Below are 20,162 nucleotides of genomic sequence, written 5' to 3'. Positions count from 1 at the left end.
CGATGACCAAATCCGCAGACGCCTTTCGCACCATTTCCGAAGTGGCCGAGTGGCTTGGGGTTCAGACCCACGTGCTGCGGTTTTGGGAAAGCAAATTCACGCAAGTAAAGCCCGTCAAGCGGGCCGGTGGTCGGCGGTACTACCGTCCGGCCGATATGTTGTTGTTGGGTGGCATCCGCAAGCTGCTGCATGAGGATGGCCTGACCATCAAGGGTGTGCAGAAGATCCTGCGGGAAGAGGGCATGGCCCATGTCGCAGACATGTCCCCGCCACTGGATGCGGAGACCGACGCACAGCTTGACGCCGATCTGACTGCACGGATGGTTGAGGATGTCGAACAGCCGCCGGTCGAGGCGGAGATCGTGTCCTTTTCAACTGTGCCGAAATCCGAACCGGATAACACCCTCGACGAAACGGAATCCGCGCAAACCGAAGCACCGGCGCAGCCTGTCGCCGAGCAAGACGACCGGACAGCGCACTTGCCAGCCTTTCTTCGGACGCCTGCACAGCCGCAGCCAACGGCTGAACCTGACGATCACCAGGAATTGTCCTATCCACCTTTCGTCGAAGACGCCCCGGCTGACGACCCAGCGACGGCGTTGGACGGTACTGACGACACCCCACCTGTGCTTGCCGAGGAAGAGCCAGCCGCACTGATCGAAGAGCCCGAAGCGACTGCACCTGTCGAGACGCCGCCTGAACCCGTCGATACCCATATCGAGGAGCAGGCGGACGCACCGACGCTCTTTGATCAGATGCCTGCCGAACCGGACCCCGTACCGCAGGACAATGATGTGCCGCGTGAACCGACTTTGAACTTCGCTGCGGAAGAAGAGAGCCCGGGTGAAGAAGAGTCTGTTGAGACGCCGGAGCCCGCCGCGGAGCTGGTACAAGAGGCGGCCGTAGAGCCCGCTGATGAGCCTGCCGCATTTGAGGGTTTGGAAGAGGCCCAAGTGGAGACTGCGCCCGTGGCCGCGCCGCAGGAGGAGGTCGATGCACCGGCCCCTGCGGATACCGGCCTTCCCTCCTTCCTTGCCGACTATGCGGCACCTGCCGAAGAGACAATTGAACCGGAGCCTGAGCCGGAGGAGCCTGCGCGCCCAGTCGCGCGTGTGGTTGATGTACCGGACGATCCCGACCCGGCCACGATCCCGGTTGCCCCCTCTGCCCTGAGCAAAGCTGCGGGCCTCACGCATCTGAGCGATGCGCAGCGCGACATGATCCGGCCCCTGTTGGTGCAACTGACCGCCCTGCGCGATCAGATGGCCAACAACCGGCGCGAGCCACGGTAACAAGAACCGGTCGAACAGTGCCAATTCCCCCTTGCCCCCGGCCAGAAATCGGGTATGACACCCCTCACGTCGGGCTATGGCGCAGCCTGGTAGCGCGTCCGTCTGGGGGACGGAAGGTCGCAGGTTCGAGTCCTGCTAGCCCGACCATAACACACCGCCCCAGCGCTACGGGGCCGCTGATAGAAAGCCTCGCGACAGTCACAGAGGGGGCGACATGATCGGCGTACTTCCAGACACAGAATTACAGGCCATGATGGCCCGTGGTGAGATCACCGCAGAACCCGCCGTCATCGCCGAACAGATACAGCCCGCAAGCCTTGATCTGCGGTTGGGCAACGTAGCCTACCGTGTGCGCGCGTCCTTTCTGGCGGGGCACGGCCGGCGCGTGGCCGACCGGCTGGATGAGTTCCAGATGCACGAGGTTGATCTGTCGGGCGGTGCGGTGCTGGAGAAGGGCTGCGTCTATGTCGTGCCCTTGATGGAGGCGCTGGACCTGCCCGATGGCGTGCAAGCCGTCGCCAATGCCAAAAGCTCGACTGGCCGGTTGGACCTGTTGACCCGTACGATCACGGATGGCGGTGTGGAGTTCGATCGCATCCCACCGGGCTATTCGGGGCCACTTTATGCCGAGATTTGCCCACGCTCCTTTTCAGTGCTGGTGCGCCCGGGCATGCGGTTAAACCAGATCCGGTTCCGCGCGGGCCAAGCCGTGCTGGATGATGCGGCTCTGACCGCGCTGCATGCGGAGATGCCGCTGGTGGACGGGGACGCGGTCATTGACGAGGGCTTGGGCTTTTCCGTCGATCTGCGCCTGCCCGACACCACGTTGGTGGGATACCGGGCGAAACCGCATACAGGCGTGATCGACCTCGACAATATCGGGCACTACGACCCTGCGGAGTTCTGGGAAGAGGTGCACGCGCGGGATGGTCACATCATTCTGGACCCTGGCGCGTTCTACATTCTGGTCAGCCGCGAGGCGGTACACATCCCGCCGGACTTTGCCGCCGAAATGGCCCCCTACCTCGCCATGGTGGGTGAGTTCCGGGTGCATTATGCGGGGTTCTTCGATCCCGGCTTTGGTCATGACGCGGCCGGTGGCACCGGATCACGCGGGGTGCTTGAGGTGCGCTGCCACGAGGCGCCGTTTGTGCTGGAGCACGGCCAGATCGTCGGCCGCTTGATCTATGAACGCATGGCCGCCCGGCCCGCGCAGCTTTACGGCGCGGGCATCGCGTCGAACTATCAAGGACAGGGCCTGAAGCTGTCCAAGCACTTCACCGTGCCGAAAGGTTAGACCTGCTCCGGCTTACCGCCTTCGTCCGTTGCCTGACCGTTCTTTTCAGCGGGTGGGTCGGGTTTGAAGATACGCTTGCCTGCTGACTGGATCGAGGCAAAGGCATCCTCGGCCATGAAGCCCGACAGGAACGCGATGAAGGCAACCGTATAGGGGCTCAGCTCCACATCGTTTGCCGGGCCACTGCCCTGGGTCAGCGCCAGCATCCCTGCGCCAGAGAACAGAAAGATCGCGATGGCGGCGGCGATCCCCTCGCCCACGTTTACAAAGAGGCGCGACAGGGTCAGTTCATTGGCATTCTTGGCGGAGTAATAGCGCCGGGAAAAGGCCACAACGGTGCCGAGCCCCCCTGCCGCAATGGTCACAATCAGGGTCAGGAAGATCGTAGGAAAGCTGACGAAGCGCATCAGGATGTCGGGAAAGATGGGAAAGTTCAACGACAGCGCCGACAGCCGCGCGCGTGCCGGATCGCCGGGCCCCAGCGTGCTTTGCAGCGCGAGGATCTGTTCGTCATGCGCCGTCCAGCGCAGGCGCAACGCGTCAATCTGGGCCTGAAGCGCCGCTTTCTCGGCCTTGATGGCCAGAGATGCGGTGTTGGCGCTGTCGACCCCTTTTGACAACAGGTCCAGCTTGGCAAGCGCGTCGTCATGAAAGGCCGCATAGCGGTCCGTGGTGTCCAGATCGACGTCACTGCCCGCCAACCCCTCACCAAGCGTGCGCAGCAAGGCGCGGAGCTGCAGGTCAGCCGTGGTGGCGCGCAGATTTGCCTCTTCTGCGGCCACGGCGATGGACATGTTTTCGAGCGTGGTGTCGTAGATCAGGCGCTGCGGACCGGCGAGGTCATATTGATACTCTGACAGCTTTCCGAGCGTGGCATCCACCTCTGCCCGCAGCGCGCGCTTGGCTGTCGCAATCGTGCCGAAGGATTTGCTGTGCCGCGTTTCGATATCTGACATAGCGGCGGCGTGGATCTGGATGTCTTCGCTCACCAATGTCTTGGAGCGTTCGAGATCCTGTTCGCGCTTGATGATAAAGAGAAGGTTGTCGATATCCGCGACAAGCGTTCGGTTTTCCTGTGCGGTAGCCGTGACCGGCTCCGCCTGCCAGGCGGTGCGGTAAATGTAGCTGCCAAAGCCGATTGTGACGAACAGCACGAAGACGATGTAGAGCCCAATAACGGTGACGCCCAGCGATACGGACGACACAAAGAGGCTGGGTGCGCGATCTGGCATGATTGAAATCCCCCATTTAAATCAATGGAGGTGACGCTACGGCAGCGTGCGGTCTCAATCAACGGTGGTATTCCCGACCTCTCCGGCGCGGGGTCGCTGCTATTCTCGCCCTTCTTTAGCGGCCTGCCGGGCCTGACGCGCCGCGCGCCGCGCCCTGCGCTGTTCACGGATCTGCGCCTGCGTCGGGCCGTCGCTTTGCGCCATATCATCGGGGTGCGGAGGCGGCGCCTTGGGTTGACCGCGACCGCGCGTCGCCCGGTTGACACCTGCGTCGATGCCCTTGCTGATCGCCTTTCGCATGACGATCCGCATGATCATGTTGATGATCTGCTTCACATTCATCGGACTGCTCCTGCCATCTGGCTTGGGCACAACATAGAGACAAATGGGGCGTTTTTCAGGCCCACTCGCCCGATCAATCCTCAAAAAGCTCGGATTGCCCCTCTTCGCTTTCGTCTTCGACATCTGTTTCCGGACCGGGTAATGTGCCGGGTGGCGGTCGGTTTTCCAGCAACCCGGCGGCGCGCAACTCCTTGAGCCCCGGTAGATCGCGGGCGTTTTCGAGCCCAAAGTGATCCAGGAAGGATTGCGTGACCACAAAGGTCACGGGCCGCCCCGGCGTCATCTTGCGCCGCCCGAACCGGATCCATTCGAGTTCCAGAAGCTGGTCCACGGTGCCCCGGCTGACACTGACGCCCCGGATTTCCTCGATCTCGGCCCGTGTGACGGGTTGATGGTAGGCAATGATGGCAAGCGTTTCGATGGCGGCACGGCTGAGTTTGCGCGTTTCGACCGTTTCCTTTTGCATCAGGAAGCCGAGGTCGGCAGCGGTCCGGATCGCCCAGGCATCACCGACCTTCATCACTTGCACCCCACGCCCCTCGTAGCGTTTGCGCAGGTAAACCAGCGCCTCGGCCGCGTCGCAGCCATGGGGCATGCGCGCTTCTAATTCGCGTGTGGTGATCGGTTCGGCGGTGGCAAAAAGGATCGCTTCGACCATGCGTTCCTGTTCCGCCATGGGCGGGGCTTCGAACAGGCTTTCTTCTTGTTCTTCAGGTGCTTCGGTCACGATTTTCATCTCTCTTGCGCAGTTGGATCGGCGCGAATGTCTCGGACTGCCGGATTTCCAGATGCCCTTCTTTCACCAGTTCCAGGCTCGCGGCAAAGGTGGCCGCAGTAGCCGAGCGGCGCTTGGCCGGGTCCATCTCCCAGCCTTCGGGCAGATAGGACAGGATGTCCGTCCAGTCGCCGGCAAAGCCGATCAACCCGCGCATCCGGTCGAGCGCCTGTTCCATCGTAAATACCGCGTCGCGGTCCATGACAAAGGGGCGGAATTCGTCGCGGGTGCGGATGCGGGCGTAACCTTGCATCAGGTCAAGGAGCGTCGCGGAATAGGTGACCTTGCGCACGCGCGTCACCATCTCGGACTGCCCCCGCGCAAAGAAATCGCGCCCCAATTGGTCGCGCGCCATCAGTCGCGCCGCTGCGTCGCGCATGGCTTGCAGCCGTTCGAGTTGGAACGCGAGATGCGCGGCCAGCTCTTCACCCGAAGGCCCCTCTTCCGCCGGGTCCGGCGGCAGAAGCAGGCGCGATTTCAAGAAGGCAAGCCAAGCCGCCATGACGAGGTAATCGGCAGCGAGTTCAAGGCGCAGTTGCTTGGCCTTTTCAACGAATGCCAGGTATTGATGCGCGAGTTGCAGGACCGAGATTTTACGCAAGTCGACCTTTTGCGTGCGGCTGAGCGTCAGAAGCAGGTCGAGCGGACCCTCGAACCCATCGACATCTACGATCAGCGCCTCCGCCGCGAGGCGGTCGGCGACCGAAATCCGGTCTTCCTCGAATGTGTCTTCAGCCATGCCCCACGCTTTAACCTGCCCCGCCCAAAAGCGCCTCAAGTTCGGCGGTGAGCTCGGCAATGTCAATGTCGTCAGGGGTTTTGCGCGCGGCAAGCGCGGCCTCTGCGCGGGCTTGAGCCGCGTCGGTCATGGGACCAGCGGCGTTGGCGGAGGCGATGCGCGCCGCCAGCGGCGCGTTGCAGTGCAGGATGACGTCACAGCCAGCGTCGAGGGCGCGGCGCGTGATGAGGTCAACGGTCCCTTCCAACGCCTTCATCCCGATGTCATCGGTCATGATCAGGCCATCAAAGCCGATGTCGCTGCGGATCAGGTCCATCGTATCTTTGGACAGAGTCGCCGGTACTTCGTCTACCGCCTCGTAGACGACATGGGCGGTCATCCCCATGGGCAGGTCGTTCAAATCGCGGAAAGGGGCAAAATCCTCTTCCCGCAGCGTGTCGAGGCTGACGTCGACGCGCGGCAGGTCGTAGTGACTGTCGAGATCGGTGCGCCCGTGGCCGGGCATGTGCTTCAGGACCGGTACAACGCCGCCGTCGAGATGCCCTTGTGCAGCCGCACGGCCAAGGGCCGCGATGTCACCCGGCGACGTGCCGTAGCAGCGGTTGCGCAGGAAGTCGTGGGTTTGACTGACGATCAGATCGACCATGGGGGCGCAATTGCTGTCGATGGTCAGCGCTTTGAGTTCATGCGCTATATGCCTGTAACGCAAATACATTGCGCGTTCTGCGTCGTCGCCTGCGGCCTGCACGAAGTCGAGTGGCGGCAGCCACTCGGTCCAGATTGGGCCACGCAGGCGCTGCACGCGCCCGCCTTCCTGATCGATGGTAATGATTGCATCACGGCCCACCGCATCGCGCATTTCCGAGCACAGGCCATAGACCTGATCGGGCGTGTCGATGTTGCGGGCAAAGAGAATGAAACCGAACGGATCAGCGTCGCGAAAGAACGCTTTTTCGTCTGGCGTCAGACGCAGACCATCCGCGTCGAGGATGGTCGCGCCGAAATTGCTCATCGTGTGACAACCGGGATGCAGTCGGCACCTTCGGCCACAAGAGCCGAACAGAAGCGGCGCGCGTCGCTGAGGTCAGCAAAACCGTGTGCGCGCAGACGGTAGAAGGTGCGCCCACCGGATTGCGCCTGCTGCACAATGCGGTCCTTGTCACGCAGCAAGTCGCCAAAGCGCCCCTGCATCTGATCCCATTGGGCACGGGCGATGTCTGGGCTGTCAAATGCGCCCAACTGAACAAGCCGTGTACCGGTCGGGATGGCGGAAGCGTCGAGTTCGGATGTTTGAGGTGCAGCGGCCACTTGCGTCGGGGCCGGCGTGACTGTTCGCGGAGCGGAGGCAGGGCGCAATTGCGGCCGGACAGAGGTTTGTGGCCCCGGCCCCGTGACCACGGCGGGCACAGGTGTGGGTGTTTCCGGCAGATCGGCTGCGCTGACACTGGCAAGCACCGCTTCGGCCACCGCATCCTCGATCGGTGAGGCTTCGATGGTATCGACACCGGCGGTCAGCTGGTTCACCAGCCCCTGAACATTGCCTTCGGCAAGGGCAGCGGCCACGTCCAGTTGCGGAGCATTAAGGCTGGCCTCGACATCCAGCGGCTGGGGTTGTTGCACGGGTGCCACGGCTTGCGCGGGGATCGGCTGGTCCTCGTCCGTCAGATCAATGGGGCGCGGGGCCAGAGTGACCTGATCAACAGGGCCCGACGCCTCACCCGCAGCGGCGACTTCGTTGACGGCAAGGCCGGTATTGCGGGCCAGTTGACCACCGGGATTTTCAGGCCGCACGCGCATCTCGCCTTCGGCAGCGCGCACGACGGGGATGCCGGATACGTCGCGCATCACCAGCTTGTAACCCCAGACCGATACGCCTGCGATCAACGCCAGCGATACCGCGGCTCCCGCGAAGTTTGTAAGGTTTTTCAGAATGTTCGAAGGTAGCGCAGATGCATCGTCGTGCGCATCATAGCCCCCGTGACCCATCTCGTGGGTGTAGTGCATATCTGCCATCTTTGCCTCATTGCCCACGCGGATACGTGCCCGCGCAAGTCATGTGTCTGTTTCTGCCCGCGTGACACCATGGGTCACTGCGCGCCTTGGGAAGTGTGCCTGTGTGCCCCGTTTGCGAGGCCTTAACGCAGCTCTTCGGCCGGTTCCACACCAAGAATACCAAGGCCCGCTGCAATTACAACGGCAGAGGCACGGGCCAGTGCGATTTTTGCCTGCGATGTCGCGACATCGTCCTGCAAAAAGCGCAATTCGGGCAGATCGTTGCCCCGGTTCCAGAGGCCGTGGAAGACGCCGGCGAGATCATAGAGGTAGAATGCGATCCGGTGCGGTTCGTTCGTGCGAGCAGCAGTCTCGACCAGCCGCGGCCATTCGGCCAGCTTGGCGGCGAGCGCCCATTCGGCCTCGTGATCCAGTTTTGTGAGATCGGCGGTTGCCAGCGTGGCGTCATCGGCGGCGATGCCCGCCTCTTCCGCCTTGCGCAGAACCGATTTCACCCGCGCGTGCGCGTATTGCACGTAGAACACAGGGTTTTCCTTGGATTGCTCCAGTGCAGCGTCGAGGTCGAAGTCGAACATCGCGTCGTTCTTGCGCGTCAGCATCATGAAGCGTGTGACGTCTGGCCCGACCTCGTCCACGACATCGCGCAGGGTGACAAAGGTCCCTGCCCGCTTGGACATCTTGAATTCTTGCCCGTTCTTGAACAGTTTCACCAGCTGGGTAAGCTTGATGTCGAGCGGCACGGCGCCTTCGGAAAGCGCACTCACCGCCGCCTTCATCCGTTTGACATAGCCCCCGTGATCAGCGCCGAACACGTCGATCAGCGCGTCAAACCCGCGCTGCACCTTGTCATAGTGATAGGCGATGTCTGGGGCGAAATAGGTCCAAGACCCATCCGATTTCATCACCGGGCGGTCCACGTCGTCGCCGTGGTCTGTGGACTTGAACAGGGTTTGCTCGCGCGGCTCCCAATCCTCGGGCTTTTTGCCCTTGGGCGGCTCCAGCACGCCCTCATAGATCAGCCCCTTGGACCGCAGATCATCGAGCGCCGCTTCGATCCGGCCCGTGCCATAGAGCGACTTTTCGGAATAGAAGACATCCATCTCAACGCCGAGTGCGGCGAGGTCATCGCGGATCAGGTCCAGCATGGCTTCGGTTGCAAATTCCCGCACCTCGGTCAGCCAAAACTGCTCACCCTTGTCGACAAAAGCGTCGCCAACCTTGTCCTTGAGCGCCTCACCCACGCCGATCAGGTAGTCGCCGGGGTAAGTGCCATCCTCGAACGCGACCTCTTGCCCGTGCGCTTCGAGGTAGCGAAGATAGACGGAGCGCGCGAGCACATCCACCTGCGCGCCGCCGTCATTGATATAGTATTCACGGGTCACATCATGACCTGCGAAGTCGAGCAGGGATGCGAGCGCATCGCCAAAGACGGCACCCCGTGTGTGACCCACATGCAGCGGACCGGTGGGGTTGGCCGAGACATATTCGACGTTCACCTTCTTGCCCGCGCCAAGCTCGGAGCGCCCATAACTTGCACCCGCCTGCAAAACCGCCGCCACCACGCCCTGCCAGACAGACGGGTCCAGCCGCAGATTCAGGAACCCCGGACCTGCCACTTCGGCGCTCGTGATCCGCGCGTCTTCGGACAGCCGTGTGGCCAGCATCTCGGCGATGTCGCGCGGTTTCATCTTGGCGGGTTTCGCCAGAACCATTGCAGCATTCGTTGCCATGTCGCCGTGTGCGGTATCGCGAGGCGGCTCGACCGTGACGTTGTCGGTCGCCAAACCTTCGGGCAGCTGGCCCGCCTCGACCATGGCGGCAAGGTTGGTCAGCACAAGGGCGCGGATGTCGGCAAAGAGGTTCATTTGGGGCCTATTCATTGGGTGCGCGCGGTGTATCACGCGCACCCGAAGCGTCAAGCGGGACTAGCCTGTGAGGCGGATGTGTTCCTGCAGCGCAAAGCGGTCCGTCATGCCGGAGATATAGTCTGACACGCTTCGGGCGAGCGCGATCTCGTCACCAATATCCACATTGCGCCGCCATTCCGTCGGCAACAGATCGGGTTGAGATATGAACAGCGGGAAGAGATCATTGACGATACAGGTCACGCGCTCGCGTTCCACCATGACGGACGGCGCGCGGTACATGTTGGTGAACAGAAATGCCCGGATCTGTTTCAGGTCGGACCAAAGCGCGTCCGAAAACCGGATAACGGGGCGGCCAAGATGGCGGATGTCTTCCACCGATTGCGCCCCGCTGTCGGCCAGCAAGCTGCGGGAGGTGTTGACCACGTCGGTGACCATTGCAGCAAAGACGCGGCGGAGCCCTTCGTGCCGCCTGCGCATAGCATCAAGCGCAGGATAAAGGCTGTCCACCTCGGCAAAGGCCAGGCCGATCATTGGCAGGTCGCAGATGTCATCTTCGCTGAACAGCCCGGCGCGCAATCCGTCATGCAGGTCGTGGTTGTTGTAGGCGATGTCATCGGACAGTGCGGCCACCTGCGCCTCGGCACTGGCATGGGTGCTCAACTCCAGATCATGTTCCGCGTCGTATTCAGCCAACGCATAGGGCAGATCGCCCACGACCGGACCGTTATGTTTTGCAATACCTTCAAGAGCTTCCCAGGTGAGGTTCAACCCATCGAAGTCAGCATAATGGCACTCAAGGCGCGTCACGATCTTGATCGCCTGCGCGTTGTGATCAAAGCCGCCGTAAGGTGCCATGAGCGATTGCAGCGCATCTTCACCCGTATGGCCGAACGGTGGATGGCCCAGATCATGGGCCAGCGCGACGGCTTCGGTCAGGCAATCGTTCAGACCGAGCGCCCCCGCAATCGTTCGCGCCACCTGCGCCACTTCGATCGAGTGGGTCAGCCTGGTGCGGTAATAGTCGCCCTCGTGTTCGACAAACACCTGGGTCTTGTGCTTCAGCCGCCGAAAGGCCGAGGCGTGGATAATCCTGTCCCGATCCCGCTGAAAGGGCGACCGGAATGACATCTCCTCTTCCGGCCAGCGCCGTCCCCGTGCGCGGGCTGGATCCGAGGCATAGGGCGCAGACATCTGCCAAATCCTTGTCGCCTGTTGCTGATGCGCATATATTGCAGTCTCAGCACGATGAAAACCGTTCGGAGCAGACGCAAATGCAATTGCCACCCAAAGTCACCGACCGCGCCTTTGAACGCCTGGCCGAGATTGGTGCCGCCGATCAGGGACAGGCCTTGCGTGTGGCGGTCGAAGGGGGCGGATGCTCCGGTTTTCAATATGAAATCGCGCTGGACGACCCGAAAGAAGACGACCTCGTATTGGAAGGCGCGGGCCAGAAAGTTGTCGTAGATAGCATCAGCCTGCCCTTCCTTTCGGATGCGGTCATCGACTTCTCCGAAGAGTTGATTGGCGCCCGATTCGTGATCAACAATCCGAATGCCACGAGTTCCTGCGGCTGCGGCACATCGTTCTCGATGTAGGCTCAGGCCCGCGCGAAGACTTCGAAGAATGCCCCGAATTCGGTAGTGGAGGCGATTGTCGTCTCCAGCATCAGGGCTGCGTCGTCTTCGAGCGTGCTGAACACATAGTCAGACATGTGTTCCCAATCGTTGCTGCGGGTCTGCGCTGCCTCGAACAAGGCACCTGATACGCCGCGCAATGCGCTTGGCCGATATTCGGTCTGATCGAAGCGCACACGCCCGATTGGAATGGCGGCACCCGTATCATCGTGACCCAAAACCTGACCCGCCCAGTTTGCGACCAGGTATTCGTGATAATCATCACCCGGCGTTACGGTATCGTCTGCGGTCACAACAAATGCGCCCATGGCGTTGCGGATTGCATCGACCCAAACAGCATTGGGCTGCTCACCCGCCTGTTTCAGCGCGATACACACCTCGGCCAGCAGATCGATGTTCTGGTCCAGATGCGCTAGGATCCCGACATATTCGAGGCTGCGCAGCGCGCTTGCATCAAGCGCAGGGTCGCGCCGTCCGTATTCGGACAGATAGAACACGATATGCGTGAGTTCGTAGGCCGCTTTTTTGTTTGGCAGGGCAAACGTATGCGACCGACCGATGAACGCGCGCAAACGTTGGTCAAGATGCGGGTCAGCCGCCGTACAGGTGACATCACGACGGGCCAGCAAGCGGCGCGCTTCGGCGCGTTGCAGGTCGCTGAGTTCGGCGTCGGGCAGCCCCTGCCCTACAACCCAGTGGCACAAAGCTTCCATCTGGCCATCGACACCTGTGCCTGTGATCCCCAGCTCTTCAAGATCGAGACCGATGGACAGCAGGAAGCGGTAGTATTGCGGAAAGAACTGCAAACGCGCCCTCAACCCGGCATAGAAATCGACTTGCGGATCGAGAGCGCCTTGGCGCATCTGCATCCCGGTACATTCCAGGATGCTGAGCAGTTCGGCGTTCTCCTTTAGCCAGTGCACATCGTCCGGAAGACGGCGTTGCGTGGCAAAGAGGTCTATCAGCCTGTCCGTCCGTTCGGCCAGGCGCTGACGGCGCGGCGGGACATTGAGCGCAATGATATTTGACATGGGGGTGTCCTTTCACGTGCTGTTGGTCATGTCCCGCCGACGCGGATCAGGAGCCCGAGGAGAACAGGCCGGTGACATCACCCTGCATGACGGTGCCTGTCACGGGGCCGGAGCCGGAGGAAAACGCACCGGTCACATCGCCAGACGTCACATCCGAAGCCGTCGGGCCGCTGCTGGTCGAGAAAAGCTCCACACCATCGCCCGCTGCCGTTTCCGCGGCGGTCGGTGCGCTGCTTGTCGAAAACATCTCAACGCCGTCGCCAACAATTGCATCCGTCGCTGTCGGTGCGCTGCTGGTTGAGAACATTTCCACGCCTTCTCCGACGGTTACATCGGATGCCATGGGCGCGCTGCTGGTGGAAAACAGGTGAACACCATCCCCGACGGTCGCGTCTGTTGCCGCAGGAGCACTGCTGGTCGAGAACATCTCGATCCCTTCGCCAAGGATGGTATCCACGGCGCTTGGTGCGCTACTGGTCGAGAACAGTTCGATGCCGTCTCCGGCGTGCAATCCACCAAGTGCGGACGTGTCGAGAGCGGTGTTCATTTTGCGTTGGGCTGTCATGGCTGAAATCCTTTCGCCTTTGAGTTGAGACCCCTCAAGCGTTGCCCGCTAAAGGAGATTCACAAAAGGATTTTTCTTCTCAAAGGCGAGTTCATGGGAACTTATCCACATAAGGAAAGCCGCAGAACCAATTGGTCGCGGCCAGCTTCAAACCAGAAGGTATGGGAATAAAAAAACTTATCCACAGCCCTGATTTCAATCAGTTTTTCAAGATCACGGCCTGTGGTTACCCACTTTTAGCGCGAATCGAATAGTTAAGAAATAGTTAATTTGCACCTTCTTGGCCACCTGATCCGGGGGCTTGCCGTTACGCATAGGATGCGCGACATGTCGGGAGCAGTAGCGCGTGGGGTGGATATGAAAATCGCAACGTTCAACATCAATGGCATCAAGGCCCGGATCGAGGCGCTGCCGCGCTGGCTGGACGAAGCGCAGCCCGACGTTGTGCTGTTGCAAGAGATCAAGTCGGTGGACGAGAACTTCCCCACCGAGCTGTTCGAGGATCGCGGGTACAATGTGGCCACTCATGGCCAGAAGTCTTTCAACGGCGTCGCCATCCTCTCCAAGCTGCCGCTTGAGGATGTGACACGCGGCCTGCCCGGTGACGACACGGACGAACAGGCCCGCTACATCGAAGCAACCGTGATGGGCGACACCCACGCCATCCGCCTGTGTGGGCTGTACCTGCCAAACGGCAACCCGACGCCCGGTCCGAAGCACGACTATAAGCTGGCATGGATGGAACGACTGCGCGCCCGCGCGGCAGAACTGCTGGCGGAAGAAACGCCCTTCCTCATGGCAGGCGATTACAACATCATCCCGCAGGCGGAGGACGCCAAACGCCCTGATGCGTGGCGAGAAGACTCGCTCTTCCGCCTCGACAGCCGCACGGCATTCCGGCGGCTGCTCAACCTGGGCCTGACCGAAGCCTTTCGCGCGCGAACGTTCGGGCCGGGACATTATTCATTCTGGGACTACCAAGCAGGCGCCTGGAACAAGGACGACGGCATCCGCATCGACCATTTCCTGCTCAGCCCGACCTGCGCCGACCTGATGACGGACTGCCAGATCGACAAGGGCGTGCGCGGCGAGGAAAAGCCGTCGGACCACGTTCCTGTCTGGGTGGACCTCGCCGCCTAGCAGCGCTTGGGAACTAGTTTGCGCCTACGGTGTTGTATCTCCCAAGCACGCAGGCATGCGTGCGGAAAGATAGGAGAGACGACATGAAACGCTTCTTGCTGACAACCGCCGCCGCCCTGACACTTGCCGGCACTGCCGCACTGGCGACAATCCCGGTCGGTGAAATCGACGTTCAAACCGATCTGACCGCAATCGAGAATGAAAAGGCGGCATCGGTCTGGTCCGGCCTTGATGCAGACCTTGAAACCGCACTGGCAGAGCGTCTCGCGCCGCAGATCGAAGAGCGTGGTGCAAAGATCGAAATCGACATCGATGAGGTGGAACTGGCCAACAGCTTTGAACAAAGCATCGGCACGGCCGACTCCGTTCTGTCCGGTGAGGTGAAGATCAAGGTACCCGGGCTGGCCAACAATGAGCGGTATACTTTGACCGTGACCACGGATCAGGCCCAGCAGTACTTTCCGGACGGCACCGTTATGGCGGACCTGACGCTGGGAAGTGACATCTACTATGAGGCGATCATCGCCGCCTTCGCCGATAACGTGGTCAAAAAGCTGCAATAACGCTCAAACGCGATCGTCTGTAACCAGTAACGGGAGCCCCTGGCTCCCGTTTTTCATGCTTCCAACTCGGCATCCCAATATAGGAAATCCATCCAGCTTTCGTGCAGGTGGTTCGGTGGGAACTTGCGACCCATATTCCGCAACTCCTCTGCCCCCGGCTGGCGCGGCGGTTTGCGCAGGGCCATGCCGGTTCGGTGCAACGGTTTGGAGCCTTTTTTCAGATTGCAGGGGCTGCACGCCGCCACGACGTTCTGCCAGCTCGTCACCCCGCCCGACGCGCGCGGCACCACGTGATCAAAGGTCAGATCGCCCTTGGCCCCGCAATACTGACAGCGAAATTCGTCCCTCAGAAATAAATTAAAGCGCGTGAAGGCCACGCGCTTTTGAGGTTTTACATAGTCTTTCAGAACAACGACCGACGGTATTCGGATCTCGGTACTCGGGGAACGGACGACCTCGTCATATTCGGCCACGATGTCCACCCGGTCGAGCCAGGCCGCCTTGATCGCCTCCTGCCAGGGCCACAGCGACAGCGGGTAGTAGCTGAGCGGCCTGTAATCCGCATTCAGCACCAGCGCCGGATGCTGTTTCAGCGCAGAGGGGCTGCGCGTAAATTCTGTCCTGAAATCGCCGTTCATTCGTGACTCCGTCTTCGCCCTGTCTGCCCGTTATCGGCACCAGAGCGGGGAACCCGCCCCGGCTTTATATGACGACTATATCTTGTGGAAAGCGTCTGACAAGTGTCGAGGCAACCACGAGATGTCGCAGGTCGGATAGGGCAGCTTCGTGACAGGCATGTGACGGTTATCCACAGGGCGCGCGATCAGCTGCAATGCCCGGCATCGGCTGGTGCTTCGGTCAGCGCGACCAGCGGTTCGGCCCGGGCGCTGACCAGTGACAGGTCGGCGACCCGCCTGCTGGTGACCGCGCGTTGAGACAGGCGGTACACCAATTCGGCAAGACACGCCTCGGACAGCTCGGCCGCGCGGCTGAGGTTCACAAAATGCACATCCAGCATCTGTCCCCCACGCACATTCCACTGAAAGGATTTGAACCGCTGCGCCGGAGAGGCCGCGTGCAACTGTGCTGCAAACAGCCTGTGAAGCGGGCTGGTTTCCAGCCAATCGGTGTCCGACCACCCCTTCAGGCCAACCACCCAGACATCCGCGTCCGTTAGATTGGCCACCTCGCGCTTGCGGTCGATCAGGCCTGCTTCGGCGTCCATGTCCAGGATCAGTTTTCCAAAGGCGCCGGGCATCCGGACCGACCGCAGCACAATGGCCCGGTCCATCTCGGTATCGACGGCTTCGGACGTCGTTTTCAGTTCATCGATATTCAAGGCCGTGGCAGGTGCTGCCCAACTCATGCTCAGCACTGCCGCCGCCAGGGCAAAGCCCCCAGCAAGCGCCATCCTCATCTCGCGTCCCCCTGTTGCGCACTTTTGTTATGCGTTCAGTGCGCCACAAATTTGGCGATGGGGCAAAGTAAATGTGCCGATACGGCACCAGATCAAGGGTCAGCGCGATAAAAAATGGCCGATTTAGCAGTATTGTTCTGCTTAAAGACCCAATTTGTCCCGCATGAAGGCAAGCGCAACGCTCAGACCGTCGGGCGCGATTCCATGCGCGGTGCCCTTCATGACGTGGGCATAGACGTCCTTCCAACCTGCCCCTTGCAACGCTTCGGCGGCTTGCGGCAGGGATTGCGGCGGCACAACATCATCCTGATCGCCATGGATCAGCAAGACCGGCGGGCGGCTCAACACCTCGTCGGCCAGCACCTCCGGGTTCAACAGACGACCGGAGAAGGCGACGATCCCCGCCACCGGGTCCTCGCGCCGAGGGGCCACATGCAGCGACATCATCGTGCCTTGGGAAAAGCCGAACAGCACCACCTGTTCGGGCAGCACATCCTCATCCACCATAAGCGCGTCGAGAAAGGCGTTCAGATCCTCCGCCGCCGCACGCAGGCCGCGCTCGGCTTCTTCTTCGGACGAGCCGTCAATCCAGGGGATCGGAAACCACTGGTAGCCGCTGGGCATCATCGGGATGGTTTCAGGCGCATCGGGGGCTACGAACAGAGTGTCCGGCAGGTGTTCGCCCAGCGGTTCGGCCAGCCCCAGAAGGTCCGCACCATTCGCACCGTAGCCATGCAGGAACACGACAATCGACCGCAATTCCCCCGAACGCGGCTCGACCCGCCCTGCCTGCAACACCCGTGTCATGTGATCCCCTCTCGGCCCTTTGCGACCCGGTAGTAGGTGAAGAACAGCCGCGCAGCAACCGCCCGCCAGGGCGACCAGTCCTCGGCCATCTGGCGCAGGGCTTTTTCCTTGGGCCGCTCCGACAAGTCAAAGATCATCCGCGCCGCTTCCTGCAGCGCCAAATCGCCCGGCGCAAAGACATCCGCCCGCCCCAACGCGAACATGGCATAGACCTCTGCCGTCCAGACGCCGATCCCCTTTACGGCCGTCAGTGTCGCGATCACCTCGGCATCAGGCACCGCGCGCAACGCCTCATAATCAATCCCCGCCTCGGCCAATGCGATGGCATAGGTGATCTTTTGACGGCTGAGGCCTGCGGCGCGCAACCCGTCCTCACCCGCTGCAATGACAGTGACGGGTTGCGTCATGCCGTCCGCCTCCAACCGGCCCCAGATCGCGTTGGCCGACGCCGTACTGACCTGCTGTCCGATGATTGCGTTCAGAAGCGCGGCAAATCCGTCAGGCCTGCGGCGCAGCGGCAGCGGCCCCGCCACATCAAGCGCCTTCGCCAGCGCCGGATCGCGCGCAGCCAGCCAAGCCGCGCCCTCTGCAACATCAGCGTCCGCTGAAATGATGCGTCCAGGGCTCATAGGGCCCTCACCCAGTTCAGCAACGCATCGCTGTCATCCACCTGTACGTCAAAACCGCTGTCCGGCGGATCGATCAGGACCGCTGGCAACCCCAGCGCCCGCGCCGCCGCCAGCTTCGGAAAGCTGCCCGATCCCCCGATATTGCGGACCAGAATCACATCAATCGCCATCTCCCGGAACAGAGCGATTTCATCGTCCACATCAAACGGACCAGCGCCGAAAACATATGTGCAGCCGGCAGGTGCCGCGCCATCATGGCGATGTAGCTGACGCAGGAAAACGGGGCCGTCGTGATGGGTCAGAACCTCTGCGCTGTCACGGCCCGATGCCGCAAAGACGCGCGCCCTGGGCGGAAGCGCGGCCACAGCCTCGGCCAGCGTATCAACGTGCCGCCATTGGTCCTGCGCCGTTGCCGTCCATCCGGGGCGACGCAGACGCACACGCGGCAAATCCGGGGCCAGTTGCGCCGCGATAGAACGCACTGAGGTGTCGAAAGGATGGGTCGTATCGACCATGGCATCTGCGGACCGCAAACCATCACGCAGGTCGCGCACGCAAGGCACATCTGTCTGCATCGGATCGCGCGACCAATATACCGACGCCTCGTGCCCTGCCCCGACCAGCGCATGTAGCGCAGGTTCGGTCATCGCCGAACCACCCAGGATCAGAAGCCGTGTCATATCGCCACCCTACCCCCGTTCATCTCACGCGCAAGCACCTGTGCTCAAACGCGCGCTTGTGGGGCGCTTGCCGTAGGGATAGTCAACTCCCATGACCCAAATCGACGATACACGCGCCAAGCGCAACGTGGCCGTCCTCGTGGCGGCGCAGGCGTTCCTCGGCAGCCAGATCACCATGATGTTCGTGGTGGCCGGACTTGCCGGACAACAGCTTACACCGTTCGCCTGTCTGGCGACCTTGCCCATCTCCCTCATCGTGTTCGGGTCGATGACGACCGCGCCGTGGCTCTCGAATGTCATGCAGCGCTTTGGGCGACGTACCGGGTTCATCGTGGGCGCGTTCGGCGGCCTTGTGGGGGCCGCAATTGGCGTCTGGGCACTGAGCATAGGCAGCTTCTGGCTGTTTCTGGTCGGCAGCTACATGACGGGTATCTACATGTCCGCGCAGGGCTTCTACCGCTTTGCCGCCGCCGACACGGCATCGGACGCGTTCCGGCCCAAGGCCATCTCCTATGTCATGGCGGGTGGCCTTCTGTCAGCGATCATCGGCCCGCAGGTGGTGGGCTACGTCACGGCGGATACGGCGGACGCAACCGTCGCCCGCTACATCCCGATCTACTGGGTCGCGATGGGGTTCAACCTGATGGGCATGGCACTGTTCTTCTTGCTCGACATTCCCAAGCCACCCGCACCCTCAGCCACGGACGGTCCCGGGCGGTCCCGCAAGGAACTGTTGCGCGACCCGCGCATTGCCGTGGCGGTCATATGCGCCGCCGTATCCTATGCCCTTATGAACCTTGTGATGACGTCCACGCCATTGGCCGTGGTCGGCTGCGGGTTCACGGAGCCGGACGCGGCGAATGTCGTCACCGTGCACGTGCTCGCCATGTTCGCACCCTCCTTCTTCACTGGGCACCTGATCTCGAAATTTGGGGTTGAGCGGATCATGGGCCTTGGCCTCGCCATCTTGGGCCTTGCGGGCGTGGTGGCGCTTCAGGGCGTCGAGCTGGAGAACTTCTATTGGGCCCTCTTCCTGCTTGGCCTGGGGTGGAACTTCGGCTTCATCGGCGCGACCACAATGCTCGCAGGCGCACACAGCCCGCAAGAGCGTGGCCGAATGCAGGGCATGAATGACTTGATCGTCTTTGGCGGAGTGACGTTGGCCTCATTGGCATCGGGCGGTCTGATGAACTGCGCAGGCGGCGACGCGGTCGAGGGCTGGGCTGCCGTCAACATTGCAATGGTGCCGTTTCTTGTTCTGGCGGGTGGGTCACTGATCTGGCTGGTGATGCGACAGCGCGCAGTCACTGTATAGCAGGCGGATCAAGATCCGCCTTACAGCATCGCCCGCCCTGTCAGGGCCGCCACGCTCAGACGCCACGGAGCCAGTGGCGCAGGGATCGCGCCATCCGCGACGATGCCCGGTGTGCGCTCGATCTGCTTCAAAATCTGACTTGACCCAAGCGCGGGCCAAAGTGCTGCGCGAGCACCCGCAGGCAGGCGCGGCGGCGTAAGGCGCATCCTGATGCGCCGTGCAAGTGCGGCGACACCCTCATGCGTGCCATCGACCAAGGGAATGCGCCCCGCCTCCTCCAGCTTGGGGACCGCGCGCAAGAAAGCGACCAGAGCCCCTGCCGCTGCAACAGAGCGCACTGCATCCTCTTGATCCGCCGGTGCGCCCAAGGCCTCGGCGGCGGTCCACATCAAATGCCCCGCCGTCTGGTCGAGGTAGCGGTCGAAATGCGCCTCATCCTCGAACGGATCGCGGTACACATCCCAGCGGCGTGCCGCGACCGCTTCGTCCAAACGGCGCGCCATCACGGGCGTCAGAACAGATGCCAACGGCGTCGTCACCTCGTGTTTTCGTACCGCGTTACTGTCAGCGATCTCTTCCAGAGCATCACTCCACCACTGCAAACGCATCTCGGCGATCATGGCTTCCTGCGTCACCCAAGGCGCGCGGGCCACTTCGACATTTAAGGCATAAAGGGGAAAGAGAACCGCGCGGGCTGACACCGGCGCTGCCATCACGGTGCGAAAGCGATCTGGGTCGCCCTGTTCAACGATGCGCGCACAGGGGACAACAACGTCGGGCAGGGTCATATCCGGCACATCGTGCGGAGGGCAGCAGGTTGGCG

General features: G+C 61.8%; 22 protein-coding genes and 1 tRNA gene. 7 read left to right on the top strand and 16 right to left on the bottom strand.

All coding sequences use genetic code 11. The annotated features are described in order from the left end of the window. Positions 1 to 2 precede the first annotated feature (2 nt). From RA29_RS23585 to RA29_RS12855, 3 genes are all read left to right on the top strand, one after another. Entirely contained in the window at positions 3 to 1,292 is a 1,290-nt protein-coding gene (locus tag RA29_RS23585; protein ID WP_039686552.1) for a MerR family transcriptional regulator, read from the top strand. Between the two features lie 70 nt (positions 1,293 to 1,362). Beyond that, positions 1,363 to 1,439 (top strand) — tRNA-Pro (locus RA29_RS12860). A gap of 67 nt (positions 1,440 to 1,506) precedes the next feature. Next, a complete protein-coding gene (locus RA29_RS12855; RefSeq protein WP_039686550.1) occupies positions 1,507 to 2,589 on the top strand; it encodes a 2'-deoxycytidine 5'-triphosphate deaminase in 1,083 nt (360 codons plus the stop codon). On the opposite strand, the gene RA29_RS12850 is transcribed toward RA29_RS12855, so the two are convergent. The 8 genes from RA29_RS12850 to RA29_RS12815 form a co-directional block, all read right to left on the bottom strand. Then, entirely contained in the window at positions 2,586 to 3,821 is a 1,236-nt protein-coding gene (locus tag RA29_RS12850; RefSeq protein ID WP_039686548.1) for a hypothetical protein, read from the bottom strand. The genes RA29_RS12855 and RA29_RS12850 overlap by 4 nt on opposite strands. 99 nt (positions 3,822 to 3,920) lie before the next feature. Further along, positions 3,921 to 4,157: a hypothetical protein gene (locus RA29_RS12845; RefSeq protein ID WP_152613010.1), complete on the bottom strand. Its 237-nt coding sequence runs from the start codon at positions 4,155 to 4,157 to the stop codon at positions 3,921 to 3,923. A 79-nt stretch (positions 4,158 to 4,236) separates the two neighbouring features. Beyond that, positions 4,237 to 4,890, bottom strand: coding sequence for an SMC-Scp complex subunit ScpB (scpB, locus tag RA29_RS12840; RefSeq protein WP_039687768.1), 654 nt, complete (start codon positions 4,888 to 4,890; stop codon positions 4,237 to 4,239). Further along, on the bottom strand, positions 4,874 to 5,677 hold the full coding sequence (locus RA29_RS12835; protein ID WP_039686544.1) for a ScpA family protein: 804 nt from the start codon (positions 5,675 to 5,677) through the stop codon (positions 4,874 to 4,876). The genes scpB and RA29_RS12835 overlap by 17 nt, the downstream gene beginning before the upstream one ends. Positions 5,678 to 5,687: 10 nt before the next feature. Further along, the gene (gene nagZ / locus RA29_RS12830; RefSeq protein WP_039686543.1) at positions 5,688 to 6,689 is read right to left on the bottom strand and encodes a beta-N-acetylhexosaminidase; all 1,002 of its coding nucleotides are present in this window, start codon (positions 6,687 to 6,689) and stop codon (positions 5,688 to 5,690) included. Next, positions 6,686 to 7,690, bottom strand: a complete 1,005-nt coding sequence (locus RA29_RS12825; protein ID WP_039687767.1) for an SPOR domain-containing protein — start codon at positions 7,688 to 7,690, stop codon at positions 6,686 to 6,688. The genes nagZ and RA29_RS12825 overlap by 4 nt, the downstream gene beginning before the upstream one ends. 122 nt (positions 7,691 to 7,812) lie before the next feature. After that, positions 7,813 to 9,555: an arginine--tRNA ligase gene (argS, locus tag RA29_RS12820; RefSeq protein ID WP_039686541.1), complete on the bottom strand. Its 1,743-nt coding sequence runs from the start codon at positions 9,553 to 9,555 to the stop codon at positions 7,813 to 7,815. A 60-nt stretch (positions 9,556 to 9,615) separates the two neighbouring features. Beyond that, on the bottom strand, positions 9,616 to 10,749 hold the full coding sequence (locus tag RA29_RS12815; RefSeq protein WP_039686539.1) for a deoxyguanosinetriphosphate triphosphohydrolase: 1,134 nt from the start codon (positions 10,747 to 10,749) through the stop codon (positions 9,616 to 9,618). Between the two features lie 80 nt (positions 10,750 to 10,829). Between RA29_RS12815 and RA29_RS12810 the strand changes: the two genes are divergently transcribed. After that, on the top strand, positions 10,830 to 11,153 hold the full coding sequence (locus tag RA29_RS12810) for an iron-sulfur cluster assembly accessory protein (RefSeq protein ID WP_039687766.1): 324 nt from the start codon (positions 10,830 to 10,832) through the stop codon (positions 11,151 to 11,153). Positions 11,154 to 11,155: 2 nt separating this feature from the next. Here RA29_RS12810 and RA29_RS12805 read toward each other — a convergent pair whose 3' ends face one another. Together RA29_RS12805 and RA29_RS12800 are read right to left on the bottom strand one after the other, a co-directional pair. Continuing rightward, on the bottom strand, positions 11,156 to 12,223 hold the full coding sequence (locus tag RA29_RS12805) for a hypothetical protein (RefSeq protein ID WP_039686537.1): 1,068 nt from the start codon (positions 12,221 to 12,223) through the stop codon (positions 11,156 to 11,158). A gap of 46 nt (positions 12,224 to 12,269) precedes the next feature. Then, a complete protein-coding gene (locus RA29_RS12800; protein WP_039686535.1) occupies positions 12,270 to 12,788 on the bottom strand; it encodes a DUF6749 family protein in 519 nt (172 codons plus the stop codon). A 357-nt stretch (positions 12,789 to 13,145) separates the two neighbouring features. On the opposite strand from RA29_RS12800, the gene xth reads away from it, so the two are divergent. Together xth and RA29_RS12790 are read left to right on the top strand one after the other, a co-directional pair. Further along, positions 13,146 to 13,928, top strand: a complete 783-nt coding sequence (gene xth, locus RA29_RS12795; RefSeq protein ID WP_039686533.1) for an exodeoxyribonuclease III — start codon at positions 13,146 to 13,148, stop codon at positions 13,926 to 13,928. 83 nt (positions 13,929 to 14,011) lie between these two features. Next, entirely contained in the window at positions 14,012 to 14,491 is a 480-nt protein-coding gene (locus RA29_RS12790; RefSeq protein WP_039686531.1) for a hypothetical protein, read from the top strand. Positions 14,492 to 14,544: 53 nt separating this feature from the next. Here RA29_RS12790 and RA29_RS12785 read toward each other — a convergent pair whose 3' ends face one another. The 5 genes from RA29_RS12785 to RA29_RS12765 form a co-directional block, all read right to left on the bottom strand. Beyond that, on the bottom strand, positions 14,545 to 15,129 hold the full coding sequence (locus tag RA29_RS12785; protein WP_039686529.1) for an HNH endonuclease: 585 nt from the start codon (positions 15,127 to 15,129) through the stop codon (positions 14,545 to 14,547). 185 nt (positions 15,130 to 15,314) lie between these two features. Further along, positions 15,315 to 15,908, bottom strand: a complete 594-nt coding sequence (locus tag RA29_RS12780) for a hypothetical protein (RefSeq protein ID WP_152613009.1) — start codon at positions 15,906 to 15,908, stop codon at positions 15,315 to 15,317. A gap of 141 nt (positions 15,909 to 16,049) precedes the next feature. Further along, a complete protein-coding gene (locus RA29_RS12775) occupies positions 16,050 to 16,715 on the bottom strand; it encodes an alpha/beta fold hydrolase (RefSeq protein ID WP_039686525.1) in 666 nt (221 codons plus the stop codon). Next, positions 16,712 to 17,344 (bottom strand): DNA-3-methyladenine glycosylase, encoded by a 633-nt coding sequence (locus RA29_RS12770; protein WP_039686523.1) that lies wholly within the window; start codon positions 17,342 to 17,344, stop codon positions 16,712 to 16,714. Before RA29_RS12770 ends, RA29_RS12775 begins: the two co-directional genes overlap by 4 nt. Continuing rightward, the gene (locus RA29_RS12765) at positions 17,341 to 18,024 is read right to left on the bottom strand and encodes a precorrin-6A/cobalt-precorrin-6A reductase (RefSeq protein WP_052249644.1); all 684 of its coding nucleotides are present in this window, start codon (positions 18,022 to 18,024) and stop codon (positions 17,341 to 17,343) included. Before RA29_RS12765 ends, RA29_RS12770 begins: the two co-directional genes overlap by 4 nt. Positions 18,025 to 18,115: 91 nt before the next feature. Between RA29_RS12765 and RA29_RS12760 the strand changes: the two genes are divergently transcribed. Further along, entirely contained in the window at positions 18,116 to 19,339 is a 1,224-nt protein-coding gene (locus RA29_RS12760; protein ID WP_039686521.1) for an MFS transporter, read from the top strand. A 20-nt stretch (positions 19,340 to 19,359) separates the two neighbouring features. Here RA29_RS12760 and RA29_RS12755 read toward each other — a convergent pair whose 3' ends face one another. Next, positions 19,360 to 20,127 carry a squalene/phytoene synthase family protein gene (locus RA29_RS12755; protein WP_039686519.1) on the bottom strand — a complete coding sequence of 256 codons (768 nt, stop codon included), beginning with the start codon at positions 20,125 to 20,127 and terminating at the stop codon, positions 19,360 to 19,362. Positions 20,128 to 20,162: the final 35 nt, after the last annotated feature.

Origin of the sequence: Tateyamaria sp. ANG-S1, from assembly GCF_000814025.1 — a bacterium.
In the GTDB taxonomy this organism is placed as follows: Bacteria; Pseudomonadota; Alphaproteobacteria; order Rhodobacterales; family Rhodobacteraceae; genus Tateyamaria.
This window is presented reverse-complemented; position numbering and strand designations above follow the sequence as displayed.